Origin of the sequence: Lysinibacillus sp. YS11 (genome assembly GCF_002896375.1) — a bacterium.
Taxonomy (GTDB): Bacteria; Bacillota; Bacilli; order Bacillales_A; family Planococcaceae; genus Lysinibacillus; species Lysinibacillus capsici.
In genome coordinates, this window is record NZ_CP026007.1 from 1,174,800 (window position 1) to 1,189,208 (window position 14,409).

At 38.6% G+C, this 14,409-nt stretch carries 16 protein-coding genes; all 16 read left to right on the forward strand.

Going from position 1 to position 14,409, the window contains the following annotated elements; all coding sequences use genetic code 11:
* Positions 1 to 104 precede the first annotated feature (104 nt).
* Entirely contained in the window at positions 105 to 1,844 is a 1,740-nt protein-coding gene (locus tag LBYS11_RS05450) for a 2-oxoacid:acceptor oxidoreductase subunit alpha (protein ID WP_054550545.1), read from the forward strand.
* The gene (locus tag LBYS11_RS05455) at positions 1,844 to 2,710 is read left to right on the forward strand and encodes a 2-oxoacid:ferredoxin oxidoreductase subunit beta (RefSeq protein ID WP_103117597.1); all 867 of its coding nucleotides are present in this window, start codon (positions 1,844 to 1,846) and stop codon (positions 2,708 to 2,710) included. The genes LBYS11_RS05450 and LBYS11_RS05455 overlap by 1 nt, the downstream gene beginning before the upstream one ends.
* A 193-nt stretch (positions 2,711 to 2,903) precedes the next feature.
* The gene (locus tag LBYS11_RS05460; protein WP_103119052.1) at positions 2,904 to 3,611 is read left to right on the forward strand and encodes a lantibiotic protection ABC transporter ATP-binding protein; all 708 of its coding nucleotides are present in this window, start codon (positions 2,904 to 2,906) and stop codon (positions 3,609 to 3,611) included.
* Between the two features lies 1 nt (position 3,612).
* A complete protein-coding gene (locus LBYS11_RS05465; RefSeq protein ID WP_048391501.1) occupies positions 3,613 to 4,341 on the forward strand; it encodes a lantibiotic immunity ABC transporter MutE/EpiE family permease subunit in 729 nt (242 codons plus the stop codon).
* Between the two features lie 3 nt (positions 4,342 to 4,344).
* A complete protein-coding gene (locus tag LBYS11_RS05470) occupies positions 4,345 to 5,100 on the forward strand; it encodes a lantibiotic immunity ABC transporter MutG family permease subunit (protein WP_103117598.1) in 756 nt (251 codons plus the stop codon).
* Between the two features lie 10 nt (positions 5,101 to 5,110).
* Positions 5,111 to 5,773: a response regulator transcription factor gene (locus tag LBYS11_RS05475; protein ID WP_103117599.1), complete on the forward strand. Its 663-nt coding sequence runs from the start codon at positions 5,111 to 5,113 to the stop codon at positions 5,771 to 5,773.
* Positions 5,761 to 6,765, forward strand: coding sequence for a sensor histidine kinase (locus LBYS11_RS05480; RefSeq protein ID WP_233732477.1), 1,005 nt, complete (start codon positions 5,761 to 5,763; stop codon positions 6,763 to 6,765). Before LBYS11_RS05475 ends, LBYS11_RS05480 begins: the two co-directional genes overlap by 13 nt.
* A gap of 26 nt (positions 6,766 to 6,791) precedes the next feature.
* A complete protein-coding gene (locus tag LBYS11_RS23475; protein ID WP_233732482.1) occupies positions 6,792 to 7,133 on the forward strand; it encodes an ATP-binding protein in 342 nt (113 codons plus the stop codon).
* Positions 7,134 to 7,282: 149 nt separating this feature from the next.
* Positions 7,283 to 7,660 (forward strand): ELKS/Rab6-interacting/CAST family protein, encoded by a 378-nt coding sequence (locus LBYS11_RS05485; protein ID WP_227744978.1) that lies wholly within the window; start codon positions 7,283 to 7,285, stop codon positions 7,658 to 7,660.
* A 234-nt stretch (positions 7,661 to 7,894) separates the two neighbouring features.
* Complete coding sequence (locus tag LBYS11_RS05490) at positions 7,895 to 8,983, forward strand: ABC transporter substrate-binding protein (RefSeq protein ID WP_066036561.1); 1,089 nt, start codon at positions 7,895 to 7,897, stop codon at positions 8,981 to 8,983.
* Positions 8,973 to 9,809 (forward strand): alkaline phosphatase family protein, encoded by an 837-nt coding sequence (locus tag LBYS11_RS05495; RefSeq protein WP_066036562.1) that lies wholly within the window; start codon positions 8,973 to 8,975, stop codon positions 9,807 to 9,809. The genes LBYS11_RS05490 and LBYS11_RS05495 overlap by 11 nt, the downstream gene beginning before the upstream one ends.
* A gap of 71 nt (positions 9,810 to 9,880) precedes the next feature.
* Positions 9,881 to 10,726: an ABC transporter permease gene (locus LBYS11_RS05500; RefSeq protein WP_181574653.1), complete on the forward strand. Its 846-nt coding sequence runs from the start codon at positions 9,881 to 9,883 to the stop codon at positions 10,724 to 10,726.
* A complete protein-coding gene (locus LBYS11_RS05505) occupies positions 10,723 to 11,508 on the forward strand; it encodes an ABC transporter permease (RefSeq protein WP_103117600.1) in 786 nt (261 codons plus the stop codon). Before LBYS11_RS05500 ends, LBYS11_RS05505 begins: the two co-directional genes overlap by 4 nt.
* A complete protein-coding gene (locus tag LBYS11_RS05510) occupies positions 11,505 to 12,506 on the forward strand; it encodes an ABC transporter ATP-binding protein (protein WP_103117601.1) in 1,002 nt (333 codons plus the stop codon). The genes LBYS11_RS05505 and LBYS11_RS05510 overlap by 4 nt, the downstream gene beginning before the upstream one ends.
* Positions 12,503 to 13,288 carry a DeoR/GlpR family DNA-binding transcription regulator gene (locus tag LBYS11_RS05515; RefSeq protein WP_103117602.1) on the forward strand — a complete coding sequence of 262 codons (786 nt, stop codon included), beginning with the start codon at positions 12,503 to 12,505 and terminating at the stop codon, positions 13,286 to 13,288. The genes LBYS11_RS05510 and LBYS11_RS05515 overlap by 4 nt, the downstream gene beginning before the upstream one ends.
* The gene (locus LBYS11_RS05520) at positions 13,285 to 14,295 is read left to right on the forward strand and encodes a histidinol phosphate phosphatase domain-containing protein (protein WP_103117603.1); all 1,011 of its coding nucleotides are present in this window, start codon (positions 13,285 to 13,287) and stop codon (positions 14,293 to 14,295) included. Before LBYS11_RS05515 ends, LBYS11_RS05520 begins: the two co-directional genes overlap by 4 nt.
* The last annotated feature ends 114 nt before the right edge of the window (positions 14,296 to 14,409 follow it).

Consider the following 14,409-nt stretch of genomic DNA (forward strand, 5'->3'; position numbering starts at 1 on the left):
GATTTTCGCCTAAATCGTGGAGAAACAATAGTCCAGACGGTTTCTTCGTGTTAAACTTATGAAGGAAAAATAATAGTACACATTGGATTTAAGGAGTTGTTGACATGTTACATCAGCTTTCATGGAAAGTCGGTGGGCAACAGGGTGAAGGGATTGAGAGTACAGGTGAGATTTTCTCAATGGCAATGAATCGTCTAGGTTATTTCCTATACGGTTATCGTCACTTCTCTTCTCGAATTAAAGGTGGCCATACGAATAATAAAATTACAGTTCGTCCAACAGAAGTACGTTCAATTGCGGATGATTTAGATATTTTAGTGGCATTCGATCAAGAAACAATTGATGTCAATTATAAAGAGCTTACAGAAAAGGGTATTATTTTAGCCGATGCAAAATTTGATCCTGTTAAACCAGAGGATTCAAAAGCACCATTATTTGCAGTACCGTTTACAGAAGTAGCAGCAGAGCTTGGTACTTCGTTAATGAAAAACATGGTGGCTATCGGCGCAACTGCATCATTGCTAAACCTAGAAGACGCAGTATTCCAAAATGTTGTCGATGATATTTTTGGTAAAAAGGGCGAAGAAGTCGTACAAAAAAATATGGAAGCCATTACACGTGGTCGTCAAATTATGAATGAGCTGTTAGTTGATCGTATAGGCGAATGGGAGCTTGCACCTGCAGATGGTAAACGTCGTATGTTTATGATTGGGAACGATGCGATAGCACTTGGTGCATTAGCTGCTGGGACACGCTTTATGGCAGCATACCCAATTACACCAGCATCTGAAATTATGGAATACTTGATTAAAAAATTACCAAAATTCGGTGGAACGGTTATCCAAACGGAAGATGAGATTGCAGCAGCAACAATGGCTATTGGCGCTAACTTTGGCGGTGTACGTTCCTTTACCGCTTCTGCTGGTCCTGGTCTTTCATTAATGATGGAAGCAATTGGTCTTTCAGGTATGACAGAGCAACCTTTAGTAGTAGTGGATACACAACGTGGAGGCCCTTCAACTGGGTTACCAACTAAGCAAGAACAATCTGACTTGATGGCTATGCTTTACGGTACTCATGGAGAAATTCCTAAAGTAGTCATTGCACCGTCTACAATGGAGGAAGCTTTCTTTGATACGATCCAAGCATTTAACATTGCAGAGGAATTACAATTACCAGTAATCTTAATGACAGATCTACAATTATCTCTAGGTAAACAATCTGTTGAGCCATTTGATTATAATAAAATTGAAATTCGTCGCGGTAAAATTGTGATGGATGATCTTGAGGAAGCGGCAGATAAAGCCTACTTCAAGCGTTACGAAGATACAGAAGATGGCATTTCACCTCGTGTCTTACCAGGTACATTGCATGGTATTCATCACGTTACAGGTGTTGAACATGATGAAACAGGGAAGCCATCTGAGGCAACGGGTAATCGCCAAACTCAAATGGATAAACGCTTCCGCAAATTAGAGAGCTTGAAATTTGATAACCCAGTCTTTGTCAATGCACCACATGAGGAAGCCGATATTTTATTAGTAGGCTTTAACTCAACAAGAGGAGCTATTGAAGAAGTGCAAGAACGACTGAATGCACAAGGAATGAAAGTGAATCATGCCCATATTCGTTTAATTCACCCATTCCCATCTGCAGAAATAGCACCTCTTGTTGCACAAGCGAAAAAGGTGATCGTTGTAGAAAATAACTATACAGGTCAATTAGCTAATATTATGAAGATGAATGTTGGTGGTCACGATAAAATCGCGACAATCACTAAATATAATGGTACACCATTCTTGCCTGGTGAATTAGAAAATCGTGTGAAGGAGTTGACTCGCTAATGGCAACATTTAAGGATTTTCGTAATACAGTGAAACCAAACTGGTGCCCAGGCTGTGGAGACTTCTCAGTACAAGCAGCTATTCAACGTGCTGCTGCAAATGTCGGCATAGAACCAAATGAACTTACTGTCATTTCAGGAATTGGATGTTCAGGTCGAATTTCAGGGTATATCAATTCTTATGGGTTCCATGGTATTCATGGTCGTGCACTTCCGATTGCACAGGGTTTGAAAATGGCTAATCGTGATTTACATGTTATCGCTTCTGGTGGTGATGGTGATGGATTTGCTATTGGTATGGGGCATACAATTCATGCCATCCGCCGTAATATTGATATAACTTATATTGTAATGGATAACCAAATTTATGGTTTAACAAAAGGTCAAACATCTCCACGTTCAGCTGCTGGATTTATTACAAAATCTACACCAGGTGGAGCGATTGAGCCATCATTGAAACCCTTAGAGGTAGCGTTAACAAGTGGTGCAACATTTGTGGCGCAGGGCTTCTCTACAGATATTAAAGAATTAACAGCACTAATTGAAGCTGGCATTAACCATAAAGGTTTCTCATTTATCAATGTCTTTTCACCTTGTGTAACGTATAACAAAGTGAACACATATGATTGGTTTAAAGAAAATTTAACAAAATTAGCAGATGTTGAAGGTTATGATCACTCAGATCGTGGTATGGCAATGCGTACAGTGATGGAACACGAGGGGTTAGTAACAGGCATTATTTATCATGATACGGAAACAACGTCGTATCAAGAAAAAGTACCTGGCTACTCTGAGTTACCATTAACAGATATCGATATCAAAATGAGCGAAAATGATTTTAATGATTTAGTAAAAGAATTTATGTAAAATTGATGAGATCGAAGCATTTGGAATGAAGTCATTCCAAATGCTTTTTTTATGCTTGATGAAAGAATCGCCAGTATTTAGTGATCTATCGCGGGTAAACGCATAGCTACCGCGAGTATTTTGATATTGAATCCTTATAAAATCCTTATAATTTTTTTTTACACTAAGGTCATCGAAAGGATGATGACTAATGATGAAAGATTTGATATTAAAGACAGAAAATCTTAATAAGTCGTTTAAAGGGCAAAAAATTGTGGATAATGTAGCGTTAGAAGTCCAACTTAATACGGTCTACGGTTTACTTGGACCAAACGGAGCGGGGAAATCCACAACATTAAAGATGATGACAGGTATGTTACGACCAGATGCTGGGAATATCATTTTTAATGGACATACATGGACACGAAATGATTTACAGGACATCGGCGTGTTAATTGAAACACCTCCCCTGTATGATAATTTAACAGCAACGGAAAATTTACAAGTTCGCACGATAGCATTAGGTCTACCGCAAAGTCGTATTGAAGAAGTATTAAAAATTGTAGATTTAACGAATACAGGAAAAAAACGGGCGGGGCAGTTTTCCTTAGGAATGAAGCAACGATTAGGTATAGCGATTGCGCTGCTAAACAAGCCAAAGCTGTTAATTTTAGATGAACCTACAAATGGACTTGATCCTATTGGTATACAGGAGCTTCGTCAGCTTATTCGCTCATTTCCAGAGCAAGGCATCACTGTGATTTTATCTAGTCATATTTTGTCAGAGGTGGAACAGGTTGTGGATGACATTGGCATTATTGCTGATGGCAAGCTTGGCTATCAGGGACCAGCACCGCAAGGTCAGGAATTAGAATCACTATTCATGCAGGTTGTTGCCACCAATAGAAAGGTGGGTTACTAGCATGATAGCCATTATGAAAGCGGAACAATTAAAATGGAAGCGAACTTTTATTCCCAAATTACTTTGGCTTACGCCACTTATAACCTTACTTATAAGCGCTGTACTTATGGGAGGTGAATATTTTCAAACAGGAGCTTATAACTGGTGGTATACGATGCTTCTGCCAGGTGCACTGACGATTTGCTGTGCCTTAGTGATCGAAAAGGATAAAAAAATAAAATACCATAGTATTCTTGCCTTACCACTTGATCTTAAAAGGATTTGGCTAGGAAAAATAGTAACATCAAGCATATGGCTTTTTCTGATTACGATTATTTTCTTTGGAGGAATCACGGCTGGAGGCTTGCTATTTGGTCATAGTTTACCAATAGCGAGCAGTTTACTAAGTACTTTTGTTATTTTCCTGACGTTTTTGTGGCAAATACCTTTATGTCTTTTCTTAGCAGCTAAACTAGGTACCTATTTGACCATCTTACTCAATGTAGTAGCCAATATCGTAGGGATTGTTGCCTTTGCAGATGGGGAAATGTGGTATTACTATCCATTTGCGATTGGTCCTCGTTTGTTATGTTCGACACTTGGCATATTACCAAATGGTTTATTAGTACCACAAGGTAGTCCTTTATTGGATAAAGGCGTTATACTTCCAGGCTTACTGATAGCATTAGCTTGGTTTATGATGATTAGCTTTCTTACGGCGAAGTGGTTCACAAAAAGGGAGGCGAAATAGCGGATGGACATGTTACGATTATTAAGAGTGGAATGCCTTAAAACAAAACGAACACCTTTTTTGCTGACACATATACTTGTCCCCCTTGCTATTTCTGGGCTATTTCTAGCCTACTACTCCTATTCGCCATGGAATTTTCAAGGAAAAGTAACTGCCTATTTTCAGGGGCTGGCTTGTGGACTACCAATTATAATAGGATTAGTATGTGCTATGGCATCTGAGCAGGAAGCAAACGCTGGTCGTTTCCAAGGTATGCTAGCTACAACAAACATAAAAATAAAGACATATATGAGCAAGCTTATCTTATTATTATTGTTTAGCTTTGGAGCCATCTTTCTATCTATAGCTATTTTTAGTTTTGGCTTTAGAGAACTATTACATGAAGTAGATTTGGGCTATTCATTTTATAGTATGGCTGCTTGTATTCTATTCGGCAGTCATGTGATTTTCTATATGTTACATTTGTTTGTAAGCTTCCAATTTGGTAAAGGCGCTTCGATTGGTTTAGGTATTGTAGAAGCTCTGCTGGTCGCCCTATTGCTTACAGGCTTAGGGGATCGTATTTGGCCCTTTTTACCTTATGGATGGAGCGGTCATTTTGTTTCTTTATGGATTTTATCATCGACAGGAACAAATTTAACATTGCTCGAAACAAGTATCCAGACGGGCATAATGGCGTGCTTAGGGGGTATCCTATTGACTTTTACGCTGTCTTGTTTATGGTTTTGGAGATGGGAAGGTAGAGCATCTGAAAATTAGAGGGTGAATTATGGCAAATATATTAGTAGTGGATGATGAAGTGGATATTTTAATGCTGATAAAAAATGCACTTTATAAAGATAATCACTTGGTAACCATTGTGTCTAAACCGACAGAAGTAGGCAAGATGGATTTAGGCTCCTTTGATTTAATTTTGCTTGATGTGATGATGCCTATTATGGATGGCTTTACATTGTGTGGGCAAATTAGGCACGCTGTAGATTGTCCTATTCTTTTTCTTACAGCTAAATCCTTAGAAGAAGATGTGATGTATGGTTTAGGCCTAGGCGCAGATGATTATTTGATTAAACCATTTGGCATTGGAGAGCTACGGGCAAGGGTGAATGCGCATATCCGAAGGGAAAGCAGAGAGAAGCGGAACATCCTTTATAGCGATAAAGTTCACTTTAATCTTTCTGGTAAAGAACTGTTTGTTCAGAATGAGCGCGTTCTGCTAACTAAAAGTGAGTATGAAATATGTGAATTTTTAGCACGTCATCGCGGGCAGGTTTTCTCAAAAGAGCAGATATACGAAACGATTTTTGGGTTTGATGGCAAAAGTGACAGTACAGCGATAACAGAGCATGTCAAAAATATTCGGTCAAAGCTACATGCGTTTGACATAGAAGTCATTGATACGGTTTGGGGGATCGGCTATAAATGGAGACGATAAAACCGAGGAAAGGAACACATCTTCATACATTTTTCCTGAGATATTTATTCTTTCTTTGCTTAGGTATCATTTTATTAGTGGCACTATTAATCGGTCTATTTATGTTTGCCTTTTCAGCTAATATTATTTTACCTGCAAATTATGCAGAGACACAAATCACTTTAGCAAAAGACAGAATTGCTACAAGCAGCTCGGTAACGGACGAGATGATCCCTGATCTTGTAGACTACGCAGTGATTTCTAATAAGGGTGAATTTCTTTCTGGTACTTTAACAGAAAAAGAGGCTTCCCATGCATGGCGTTTAAAGCAGAGGGGAGAGACGAAAAGTAATGCTCGATTTTATGCGTTCGTTGAGCGAGAACAGGAAGTGTGCATTTTACGCTATGGTTTAGTCCCTGAGTATCGCACACCTGTTATGAGAAAATATTTACCTAATCCTCAATTAACGGTTTTACTATTGTTTATTATGGGCGTTATCATACAGGCAACGGTGCTTGCTGTGCATTTCGGCAGAAGACTTAAACGAAAAATGATGGGCTTACAAGAAGCCATTGAAAAAATCCAACATCAAAATTTAGATTTTCATTTAAAACCATCTGGGATTCGAGAAATTGATGATATTGCACTTTCTTTTGAGCAGATGAAGGAAGCATTAAATACTTCATTGACACAACAATGGCAAGCAGAGCGCGCGCGCAGAGAACAAATTTCTGCCCTTGCCCATGATTTGAAAACACCTCTTACGATTATTCGAGGAAATGCGGAACTTTTATTGGATACTGTTCAAGATGAAGTACAAAAAGAATACAACACTTATATATTAAAAAATACGCTAGAAATTGAAAAATTCACAAAGCAATTATTAGATATTTCCAATATGGAGCAAAGTGTTGGTGGTGTAAAAACAACTGTAGAGATGGCTTCATTTATTCAACAGCTAGAACAGCAAATGAAGGCACTTGCTTTAGAAAAAAAATTGAAGTTAGTGTAGAAAAGGATAAACTGCCTGATGTCTTTATGATAGAGGAGGAGCTTTTTTATCGGGCTTTATTAAATTTGATTGTCAATGCTATAGAGCACACGCCATATAATAGCAAAGTCACTTTATCTGTTCAGGGAGAGGCAGATGTTATTCATTTTACTGTGATAGATAGTGGTGCTGGTTTTTCACCGCAAGATGTAAAGGAAGCCACAAAGCAATTTTATCGGGGAGATCCAAGTAGAAATACAGCAAATCATCATGGCATGGGTCTTTATATTGCCGAGTCCATCATTCAAAAACATGGTGGAACACTAACGTTGGCTAATGATTCCATAACGGGAGGAGGAAAAGTGATAGCCACCATTGCGACGTCTTAATTATAAGATGTCTTTTTTTTATTGGATTCACTAGTATTTAGCGATCAACCGCGAGTAAAAGCACAATTAAAGGTTTCATGTAAAAATTGTAGGGGGCGGTGCAGGCAATATTCTTTAAAAAAATGCTACAATAAAAGAAAAAAGAGGCGATGTACGTGAATAACGTCATTGATTTTATTGCAAAAAAAAAGGAACGTGAAGACCGAAAGCGTGCTCAGGATTTAGAACGTTATGTAGCTACACAATGTAATTTTCAACACCCTGAAAATATTGACGCTCTTGTAGAGGACAAATTGATTGAGGTTAAAGATCATACGTTATTTCTTGGCTTTCTATCCATTTTAAAGGATGAGCAAATAGAACCGTTAGATATTTTTCAAGATGTCTTTTCATTAGAGCCCTCTCGTTTTGAAATGTCCTACAATATGAGATGGTGGTCAGTTGTGCAATTGGCATTTACATTTTTAACAATTCTCAAGGAAAATGAGCCGCATACATATGCTGATTTTTTAGGTCTCTCCAAATAATCTAAGTATGTGTACGTCTGTAAAGCAAACGTACACATACTTAGATTTTTCTTATCTTCCCCCGCTAGCTTTACAAGCCTACTTCATTTATTTATTAAATTCATAGATATTTATAATTCCTCAATAATTTTTACTAAATATTCTTAACACCTCCATACTTGCTTAATGTTTGTTTTATAACATAACGTTTGTAAGCAAATAAAAATAAAGCAAAACAAATGGAGGGTCCAACACATGGCAATTCAAAAACTGTGGAAAAAAGGTCTAATTGGTGCATTAGCTATTTCCATGTTGGCAGCTTGTTCTGACAGTTCATCTAGTGCAAATGAGGTAAACAAGGATTTATCGCTTGAGGACATTACAGAAAAAGCAAAGGAAGAGGGCACTGTTAATTCTGTCGGTATGCCAGATACATGGGCGAACTGGGTAGAAACCTGGGAGGAACTCGGGACCGAATATAGCATCAAACACAAGGATACGGACATGTCGAGTGCAGAGGAGTTAGCGAAGTTTGAAGCAGAGAAGGATGATGCTACGGCAGATATTGGAGATGTCGGGATTGCTTTTGGACCAATCGCTAAGGACAAGGGCTTAACATTACCATACAAAACGTCTTATTGGGATGAAATACCTGATTGGGCTAAAGATGATGAAGGACACTGGATTGTTGGCTATACAGGAACCATTTCTTTTTTGACAGATAAAAATAATGTGAAGAATGCTCCAACATCATGGGAAGACCTAAAAAATGGAGATTACACAGTAAGTATTGGGGATGCATTAACAGCTAACCAAGCACAGTTTGCCATCTTAGCAGCAGCTATGGCATTTGGTGGAGATGAGTCCAACATCCAGCCAGGTATAGATTTCTTTGCTGAATTAGCGAAGCAAGGACGTCTACAGGGAGATCCATCAGTAGCAAACCTAGAAAAAGGTGAAATAGATGTTGCGATCTTATGGGACTTTAATGCATTAGGTTATCGTCATCAAATTGATGAGGACCGCTTTGATGTAGTGATACCTAAGGAGGGATCTGTCACTTCTGGTTATGCAACGGTAATTAATAAATATGCCAAAAACCCACATGCTGCCATGCTAGCACGTGAATATATTTTATCTGATGCAGGTCAAGAAAATTTAGCAAAAGGCTATGCGCGTCCAATTCGGGACGGAGTGAAATTACCACAGGATGTAAAAGATTTACTATTACCTGCTGATATGTATACGAATGCACAACCTGTTAAAGACCAAAAGAAATGGGAAGATACAACAAAGCAAATCCCACAACTCTATCAAGAGCAGGTGTTAATCCATGCAAAATAACAAAGTGGTTCTCATTGTTATCGATGCCTTGCGCTTTGACACAGCCTGCACACATATGGGGTTCTTGCACCATTTAGTCGAGCGTCAGGTAGCTGCTCGCTATAAGGTTTGCTCAGAGGTGCCTTCTTTATCAAGACCATTGTATGAGACGATTTTAACCGGTACACCCCCTATTGTACATGGCGTTACCAGCAATATGACAGTGCGTTTATCGAAAGGGCAAAGTATCTTTCATATCGCAAAGGAGCATGGTTTAACTACAGCAGCCTCCGCCTATTATTGGGTGAGTGAGCTTTATAATAGAGCGCCATTTAATCATATGGAGGACAGGTTACAACTCGATACACATTTACCAATTGACAATGGTATGTTCTATTTTGAGGATCATTATCCAGATAGTCATGTATTTGCCGATGCAGCATGGTTAATGGCTCAAAAGCAGCCTGATTTCCTGTATATTCATCCAATGAATGTTGATGATGATGGTCACAAATTTACGGCAGATTCTGCTCAATATCGCAATCGAGTTTTAGCGATGGATGCTTTACTATCCTTGTTTATTCCAAAGTGTATGGCGCTGGGCTATGAGGTTATCGTTACGGCTGATCATGGCATGACAAGAGATGGTAATCATGGCGGTACCACACATGAGGATCGTCATGTCCCGCTATTTGTCATTTCAGATGCTGTAAAGGCTGGCATAAAAGAAGGCATTATTTCTCAATTACAAGTTGCACCACTGTGCTGTCATTTATTAAATATCAAGCCTGCTGAAGATATGGTACCACTCCTGTTAGAAGGTGTGTTTACAGCAAAAGAGGTTTAAATAATAGTAGTCGCTCTTATTATAAGGAGCGGCTATTATCCCCATGAGCCGCAAGTCATTTATAGAAAGAAGTGAGTGTGTTGATATCGAAGCGGCAATCCATTGCTTGGCTTTCGCCTTTTCTTGTATTACTATTACTGTTTTTCTTAGTACCGCTCCTATATATGCTCATTACAAGCTTTCAAAATAGTGAGGGCTTTACTCTGAAGCAGTATGAATCAATTTTTACGAACGACTACATTCTTCAAGGTTTTAAAAATAGTATTACTTTATCTGTTATCTCAGCTATGATTGCGTTACTTATCACCTTGTTTGCAGTTTATGCCATGATGAAGTTTTCAGAGCCAGTACGGGAGAAGATTTTAATACTTACTAACTTAACCTCCAATTTTTCAGGTATTCCGCTAGCATTTGCTTTTATCGTTTTACTTGGCAATAGTGGTTTATTTACATTGTTATTTGACAAATGGGATATTGAGGCGTTGACATCCTTTTCATTATACAGTTGGAGCGGTTTGTTACTTATTTACATTTACTTTCAGCTGCCATTATCACTAATGCTGCTATATCCCATTTATGATGGAATTCAGCAACAGTGGAAGGAGGCGGCAGCCCTTCTTGGTGCATCTAGCTGGCAGTTTTGGATGAAAATTGGTCTCCCTGTTATGCTCCCAGGAATTGTGGGAACCTTTAGTGTATTGTTCGCCAATGCTATGGGTGCGTATGCCTCTGCTTATGCATTAACAAGCAGTAATTATAATTTAGTGGCGATTCGTATCGGCTCCTTAATAAAAGGTGATATTTTTGCTCAGCCAGAGCTAGCCAGTGCCATTGCAGTTATATTAGCAGTGACAATGGTGACGGCCATGCTGATCAGTGAGTGGAGCATCTCTAAAACAAGGAGGAAAGTAAAATGAAAAAGCGTGGTTTGGCTGATTTCTTTTTCCTTCTGCTCGTGGGATATTTACTATTACCTGTGTTAGCAACAATGCTCTATGCGTTTGCAACAAAATGGAATAAAACGATATTGCCAGAAGGACTCACACTAAAATGGCTTTCCACATTGTTTCAGGATACCGATTTTATTCAGGCATTTGGTCGTTCAGTATTTTTAGCAGGGGGGGCAGTTAGCATTGCACTCCTTGTCATTGTGCCAGCCATTTTCGTCATCGTCCTATACTTTCCAAGATATGAAAAATGGATACAGATGGCAGTGGTGATGGTGTATTCTTTTCCAGGAATCATTTTAGCTGTAGGGTTTATACGCGTTTATAGCCAAATAGGTATACCGATGATATTTGTTGTTTTAGGTGCCTATGTTGTGGGAATTCTTCCTTATATCTATCAAGGTACACGAAATAGTTTAAGAAATATAGATGCGAGGCAGCTACTTGATGCCGCTCAATTACTAGGCGCATCCAAAAGGCAGGCATTCACAAAAATTTTACTGCCTACCGTTTATCCAGGCTTATTTGCAGGGGCATTATTATCCTTCTCTGTCTTATTTGGTGAGTTTGTCTTAATTAATCTTGTTGTAGGTTCTCGCTTTGAAACCGTTCAAATTTATTTAATGAAAAAGCTTAGCACAAGTGGACATATTGCTAGTGCTGTTGTTTTCATCTATCTCGTGCTAATGGGTCTTTTAACATTCGTCATTGCTATCGTAACGAAACGATCGAAAGGTGCTACAAATCTATGAGTTATCTTGTTATTGAAGGGCTTCATAAAAAATATGGACAAGTATCTGTTTTAACCAATATTCATATGGAAATTCAAAAAGGAGAATTTATCACACTATTAGGTCCTAGTGGCTGTGGAAAGAGTACGATTTTGCGTATTGTTGCAGGCTTAACAGATGCATCGGCAGGTAAGATTTTGATTGAAGGAAAAAATATGAGTGGCGTACAACCGAAGGATCGTCAAGTGGGTATGGTCTTTCAATCCTATGCACTTTTTCCTAATATGACTGTGCTCGAAAATGTTGCTTTTGGTTTGCGTATGCAAAAAGTTAATAAGGCAGATATAGAGCAGCGTGTTCATGAAATGCTAGCGCTTGTTCATCTAAGTGAGAAAGCTAATGCGTACCCGAAAGAATTATCTGGAGGTCAACAGCAGCGTGTTGCTCTAGCCCGTGCATTAATTGTCCGACCTAAAGTACTGTTATTAGATGAGCCGCTTAGTGCGCTCGATGCTCAAATTCGCAAAAAACTTCAAGTAGATTTACGAGCAATTCAGCGAAAATTAAATATGACAATGATTCTAGTTACTCATGATCAGGAAGAGGCAATGGCTGTTTCGGATAGAATATTTGTCATGAATAATGGCAGCATTGCCCAAAATGGTACGCCAACGGAAATCTATACGAAACCAAATAATGAATTTATTGCTAATTTTATCGGTCATTATAATGTTTTTCCTCGCCAAACTTTAGAAAAAATGCTTGGAGCATCTTTAATAGAGCAAGCCACGAAATTTGCTATACGACCTGAGGCGTTACATCTCGATCAACGAGATGGGGACTTATGTCTCTTTGGGGTTGCCAAACAATCATTAATGAGCGGCAATATTATTCGTACTACGTTTGAAGGAGAAATGGCGTTTACAATGGAACAACTGCATCAACAAGGGTATTCGATTGAAATGGGAAAATCCTATAAGTGTTATGTCGCACAAGAAGATGTGATTGCGCTATCATGACTTACGCTAAACTGGAAAGATTTGAATTTATTTTAAAACAATTAGATTCTGAAGGGAAAATTATTGTTGCCAATATTGCCGATGCCCTTCAGGTAGCACCAGAAACAATTCGCCGAGACTTTGATGAATTAGAACAACAGCATTTATTATCAAGAGTTCATGGCGGGGCTATTAAATATACGAATGTACGTAATGAACCGGTATTTTTACGCAAGCTACAAATGCACAAGGACGCAAAGAGACAAATTGCTCGTATTGCTGCAAAACGCATTTGCGACGGCGATACTATTGCAGTAGATACAGGTACTACAACAGTACATATAGCCGATTTTTTACTAGCTGTGGAAGATATAACGGTTGTAACGAATTCAATTGCAGCAGCTATTCAATTTAATTTAGCCATAGAAGAACGACGCATGACAGGCAAGGTTATATTACTAGGAGGTACGGCGAATCCAAAACAATCTTCTGTTGCAGGTGCTATGACGTTAGAAATGCTAGATAATATGAATTTTGATAAGGCCTTTTTATCGTGTGGTGGCATGAGTGAGGGCATTGTTTATGATTACGATTTGGATGAATCTCTTATTTCAAAGAAAATGCTCAAGCATAGCAAAGTGAGTTATTTATTAGCCGATGTATCTAAAATTAATGGCAAATCATTTTTTCAAATCTGTCATCTTGATGAATGTACAGAAATTCTTTGCGAAAGCACTTGTCCATTAGAATGGCAGGCGTATGAGGAAAAATGGACGATATGTAATGGAGGGAAGAGTGGATGACAATTGATTATCATGTACATTTAGAAGAGGGACCTTATTCATTTCGCTGGCTAGAGCGTACATCGCAGGCACTGGAGTTTTTTCATTCGAATGATGAAACGGAAAAAGGCTCCAAACAACAAATAACTTGTCATTTACAGCGGCTAGCAAGGCGTGTGAAAAATGGCTGTTATAGTGAGGAATGGTTGGATTTATATCTCGAACAGGCAAAGCAGCTTGGCTTACGTGAGGTGGGGATTGTCGATCACTTATATCGTTTTCAAGAAACGCGTGCCTATTTTGAGCGATTTATGAGGCTGGATGAAAGTAAAATTGGACAAATTCAGCGCTATTGGCTGGATCGTGTGATGACAGAAAATATGGATGCTTTTGTGACGACCATTCAGCAGGCAAAGGAAAAATGGCGTCAACATGGCATTACACTGAGACTTGGTATAGAGGCAGATTATTTTGTTGGTGGTGAGGAGGAATTAACTGCTTTGCTAGCAGGTTATCCTTGGGATTATGTAATTGGTTCTGTTCATTTTGTTGATGGGTGGGGCTTTGATAATCCACAAACAAAGTATCTTTTTGAGCAAATGGATCAACCCTCTTTACAACAAAATTATGAGCGTTTTTTTAAAGTAGTAGAGAAAATGATTCTTTCCAATATGTTTGATTTTGTTGCCCATTTAGATAATTTTAAAGTATTTAATTATCAGGTGGAGGATCGTGCGTTTCTTGAAGTTTGGTATAAACGTATTGCAAAGGCACTAACGTCTACTGAAACCGCCACTGAAATCAATGCCGGGCTGTATTATCGTTACCCTGTACAGGAAATGTGCCCGGGTCCTCGTTTTTTACAAACCTTACTTGAGCATGGAGTTGCTTTTACTGTATCCTCTGATGCACATTTCCCAGATGATTTAGGTAAATATACATTTGCCAATACAGAGCTGCTAAAGGGTTATGGCGTTCAAGCTATTGCCTCCTTTGAACAGAGAGTGAAAAAAATGATGACGTTATAGGTTGAGTAAAGGGCACTAAAGCTTCAATGTAGTGCCTTTTATTCGTATTACATAAGTACAATTTTACTCGCATACAAATGATTAAATTCATTTTTATAATGTGAGGCGATTCAG

Excerpts from the sequence above, each read along its gene's own strand:
- LBYS11_RS05450 (WP_054550545.1), top strand. The coding sequence starts at position 105 with ATGTTACATCAGCTTTCATGGAAAGTCGGTGGGCAACAGGGTGAAGGG.
- LBYS11_RS05455 (WP_103117597.1), top strand. The coding sequence starts at position 1,844 with ATGGCAACATTTAAGGATTTTCGTAATACAGTGAAACCAAACTGGTGC.
- LBYS11_RS05460 (WP_103119052.1), top strand. The coding sequence starts at position 2,904 with ATGAAAGATTTGATATTAAAGACAGAAAATCTTAATAAGTCGTTTAAA.
- LBYS11_RS05465 (WP_048391501.1), top strand. The coding sequence starts at position 3,613 with ATGATAGCCATTATGAAAGCGGAACAATTAAAATGGAAGCGAACTTTT.
- LBYS11_RS05470 (WP_103117598.1), top strand. The coding sequence starts at position 4,345 with ATGGACATGTTACGATTATTAAGAGTGGAATGCCTTAAAACAAAACGA.
- LBYS11_RS05475 (WP_103117599.1), top strand. The coding sequence starts at position 5,111 with ATGGCAAATATATTAGTAGTGGATGATGAAGTGGATATTTTAATGCTG.
- LBYS11_RS05480 (WP_233732477.1), top strand. The coding sequence starts at position 5,761 with ATGGAGACGATAAAACCGAGGAAAGGAACACATCTTCATACATTTTTC.
- LBYS11_RS23475 (WP_233732482.1), top strand. The coding sequence starts at position 6,792 with ATGATAGAGGAGGAGCTTTTTTATCGGGCTTTATTAAATTTGATTGTC.
- LBYS11_RS05485 (WP_227744978.1), top strand. The coding sequence starts at position 7,283 with ATGTACGTGAATAACGTCATTGATTTTATTGCAAAAAAAAAGGAACGT.
- LBYS11_RS05490 (WP_066036561.1), top strand. The coding sequence starts at position 7,895 with ATGGCAATTCAAAAACTGTGGAAAAAAGGTCTAATTGGTGCATTAGCT.
- LBYS11_RS05495 (WP_066036562.1), top strand. The coding sequence starts at position 8,973 with ATGCAAAATAACAAAGTGGTTCTCATTGTTATCGATGCCTTGCGCTTT.
- LBYS11_RS05505 (WP_103117600.1), top strand. The coding sequence starts at position 10,723 with ATGAAAAAGCGTGGTTTGGCTGATTTCTTTTTCCTTCTGCTCGTGGGA.
- LBYS11_RS05510 (WP_103117601.1), top strand. The coding sequence starts at position 11,505 with ATGAGTTATCTTGTTATTGAAGGGCTTCATAAAAAATATGGACAAGTA.
- LBYS11_RS05515 (WP_103117602.1), top strand. The coding sequence starts at position 12,503 with ATGACTTACGCTAAACTGGAAAGATTTGAATTTATTTTAAAACAATTA.
- LBYS11_RS05520 (WP_103117603.1), top strand. The coding sequence starts at position 13,285 with ATGACAATTGATTATCATGTACATTTAGAAGAGGGACCTTATTCATTT.